This window comes from Streptomyces sp. CB01580 (genome assembly GCF_001905795.1).
In the GTDB taxonomy this organism is placed as follows: Bacteria; Actinomycetota; Actinomycetes; order Streptomycetales; family Streptomycetaceae; genus Streptomyces.
In genome coordinates this window covers 1-3075 of the sequence record NZ_LIXJ01000074.1, presented here as the reverse complement: position 1 = coordinate 3075, position 3075 = coordinate 1, and the positions used below count along the sequence as shown (strand labels likewise).

At 66.6% G+C, this 3075-nt stretch carries 3 protein-coding genes; all 3 read right to left on the bottom strand.

Features of this window, described 5'->3' with window-relative positions:
• Positions 1-267, bottom strand: a 267-nt coding sequence (locus AMK22_RS41690; RefSeq protein ID WP_443333348.1) for a transposase, incomplete at its 3' end; no start/stop codon positions are given.
• A 105-nt stretch (positions 268-372) separates the two neighbouring features.
• Entirely contained in the window at positions 373-1173 is an 801-nt protein-coding gene (locus AMK22_RS37090; RefSeq protein ID WP_073792138.1) for a DUF6585 family protein, read from the bottom strand.
• Between the two features lie 747 nt (positions 1174-1920).
• Positions 1921-2703, bottom strand: a complete 783-nt coding sequence (gene map / locus AMK22_RS37085; RefSeq protein ID WP_073792136.1) for a type I methionyl aminopeptidase — start codon at positions 2701-2703, stop codon at positions 1921-1923.
• Positions 2704-3075 lie beyond the last annotated feature (372 nt).

Genomic DNA, 3075 nt, shown 5'->3' with positions numbered 1-3075 from the left:
GGCGCGCAGGCGCCCGTACTCCTCCGCCATCGTGGGAGTCGTCCAGTGGGCGTTGAGGCCACTGGGGTTGGGGAGGGCCCAGACACGGGCGACGGTAGCGACCGTCCGGGGACCTTTGCCCATCTCATGGCGGCTCTGGCCGGACAGGTGATCGCGGATATGTCCGATCACCCCGGCGGCGGCCCAGCGCGCCATGAGCCCCCATACCATCCTCCATGGTGGGAAATCCGTGGGCAGGGCCCGCCATTTGCATCCGGTGTCGCCAATGCCGTTGTTTGAGAGGCGCAAATAGTTCCTCTCCCAGGCACGGCGACCGCCGGGGTGCTGGTTCGTTGATCCTGACCTGCTGCCGGAGCGCCGGCCTTCGCCGGATCAGGCCGGATCGTCTGGTTGCGGCCGCTTTCCGGCCGCTTCCTGGCGCATCCTTGCGGTGAGGGCCAGGAAGACCGACAGATTCTCGACCATCTCTACGGGGAGCCTGGCCCACGGTTTTCCGTCGCCGTGCCGATGGATCTCCAGCCAGCCTTGCTTCACTGTGACCCGGTCGACCTCGCGCCAGCCGAGCCGGTGGTCGAGGTACCCGACACCGGCGGGATCGAGGTGGGCCCCGAGGAAGTCGACCCGTTCACCCGCCTTCAGCCGGTCCCTGTCCTGCGGCAGCCGTACGCGCGTGAATGTCTTGTCCAGTTCGTCGATGAACCGTGCGACCCCCTTGTACGCGTCGGTCACCGTGATCTCGGCGCCCTCACGGGGGCGCACCCAGAGTTCGTGTGTGGTGACGCTGGTGATCCCGTTTGTCACTTTGGTGCTGCTCCGCCGAATGCCATCGATCTCGTCCCATGAGTACGCCTCCGGCACGTGCCCGGCGACCTCCCGGACGATGCCGTGCTGGTAGTGACCTACCCAGACCTGAGCCTGCCCTCTCGTGAGCGCGAGGAAGAGGAAATACCCGGCTGCGACGACTATGGCGGTCCCCAAGATGAGCAGCGGCAGCCCGTAGTACCAGGCGCCGTGGCTCCGCTGACCCTCCACTGCGGCCGAAATCCCCAGCCAGAGCACCGGCAGTCCGACCAGTGCCGGCAGCAGCACCACGATCCACGGAAAGCGCTTGGGCTCGGTCCACACCAGCCCCTGGCGCGAACCGAGTTCGAACTCCCGCGCGACTCTGCGCATGGAGGGCGGAAGAGGAGTGGAACCACGATCCGACACAAGCCCCCCAAGGCCAGACAGTTGAGGACCATTATCGGGGAGAGCAGCCCGTACGGGAAGAGCGCCCCGGCCCGGCGCATCGGTTAAGCGGACGGTCCCGCGCCCTCGGCCCGGAACTGTCCCCCGCTCTTGTCGGTTTGCTGCCTGACCGCGCACGGCCAGACTAGTGCCGTGACCGGCAAGGTTTGCCCGGAAAGAGCGGCGTCCGGTGCGTGCGATCGCAAGGCGGCCGAAAGCCCTCGGATGGGGTCTCCCCTGCTCGAACGAAGTCGAGAGCTTGGGGAAGGGCTACGTGGGCTTTCGGCCAACGCCGAAGGGGGTCCCCCCTGGCCCTTAAGGCCTTGGGGGAGTGCGTGCCGGGCGGTGCGACGGGGCAAACGTTGCCGGGAGCGGCACTAGAAGGCGCGGGCATCTGGACGCGTCGCATCGCCGTGACCAGCTGACAGATGCCTGCACCACGACGTATCTGCGGTCAAGAGCGAGGAAGCCGCTCCCGCGTTGCCCTGTCTGTGCTTCCGCTGGCTCCCCATTTCTTTCAATGGCCCACTGCCTGTTCTCGTCGACGTGTGCAGCGTCGGTTGTCAGGTGCTGGGCGGCTACGGTGATCGGGTGACTGCGCAGTCCCACGACATGAGCGATGCTGGACATCGTTGATGGTCGCAGGAGACGTTCGACAGGTCGGGGGCAGAGAGGAACACGAGCGCTTCAACCTCACGGCTGCGCCTGCTTCGGCAAGGTGAGGATCTCGGCTCCATCGTGAGTGATGGCGATCGTGTGCTCACTGTGTGCTGTCCGGCAGCCTGTCGCACTTCGGAGCGTCCACCCGTCGGCATCGGTGACGAGTTGAGCGGTGTCCGCCATGACCCACGGCTCCAGTGCCAGCAGCAGCCCAGGGCGCAGTTTGTATCCACGGCCCGGCCGTCCGGTGTTCGAAACGTGCGGGTCCTGGTGCATCGTCGATCCGATGCCGTGACCTCCGAACTCGGTGTTGATCGGGTACCCCGCCTCGCTGAGGACCGTGCCGATGGCATGGGAGATGTCGCCGATACGGGCCCCGGGTCCGGCAGCGGCGATCCCCGCGGCCAGCGCGCATTCGGTCGCACTGATCATCGCGACGCTCTCCGGGGGCCTTGCGTCGCCCACGATGAAGCTGATAGCGGCGTCTGCGGCGACTCCGCCTTTGGAGACGGCGAGGTCGAGGGTCAGCAGATCGCCGTCGGCAAGCACGCAGTCGTACGGCCGTCCGTGGAGCACGGCGTCGTTGACGGCGGTGCAGATGTAGTGGCCGAACGGGCCGCGTCCGAAGGACGGCTCGTAGTCGACGTAACAGGACGTAGCCCCGGCCTCGATGATCATGGCCTTGGCCCACCGGTCGATATCCAGAAGGCATGTGCCGATCGTGCTGCGGCTCTTCAGTGTCTGCAGGATGTCGGCGACCAGGGCGCCTGTATCTCTCGCCCGCGCCAGCAGGGTGGGGTTCAGAATCTCGATCACGTGGCGCCCTTCTCGCGTTGCCAATAATTATACCGGCCATACTTTACCGGTATTAGAATCGGGTCCTGCGAATTGCCGCTCACTCCTGCAGAGGTCGAACGTGGACAGCGCCCCGGCTCCCTCCAGCGACGGGCCAGGAGGGAGCGCTCGGTGCTCGATACCGCGCTCACCGCAGGTGTCTTACCGGAAACCGTCCGGAAGATCGAGACGGGCCGCGTGGCCACCCCGCCTTCCCGACGATCGCGGCGATCGCCGACGTCCTCGGCCTCTCCCTCGACGCGGTGTGGGCCGAGATCAGCCAGCCCGAACGTGGCATGAGACCGACCGACTCTGGTCACCGCGCGCAAGAGCAGTTGGCCTCGTACCCAGCCG

Coding starts and splice junctions, on each gene's coding strand:
- AMK22_RS37090 (WP_073792138.1), bottom strand. CDS start 1,173: ATGCGCAGAGTCGCGCGGGAGTTCGAACTCGGTTCGCGCCAGGGGCTG.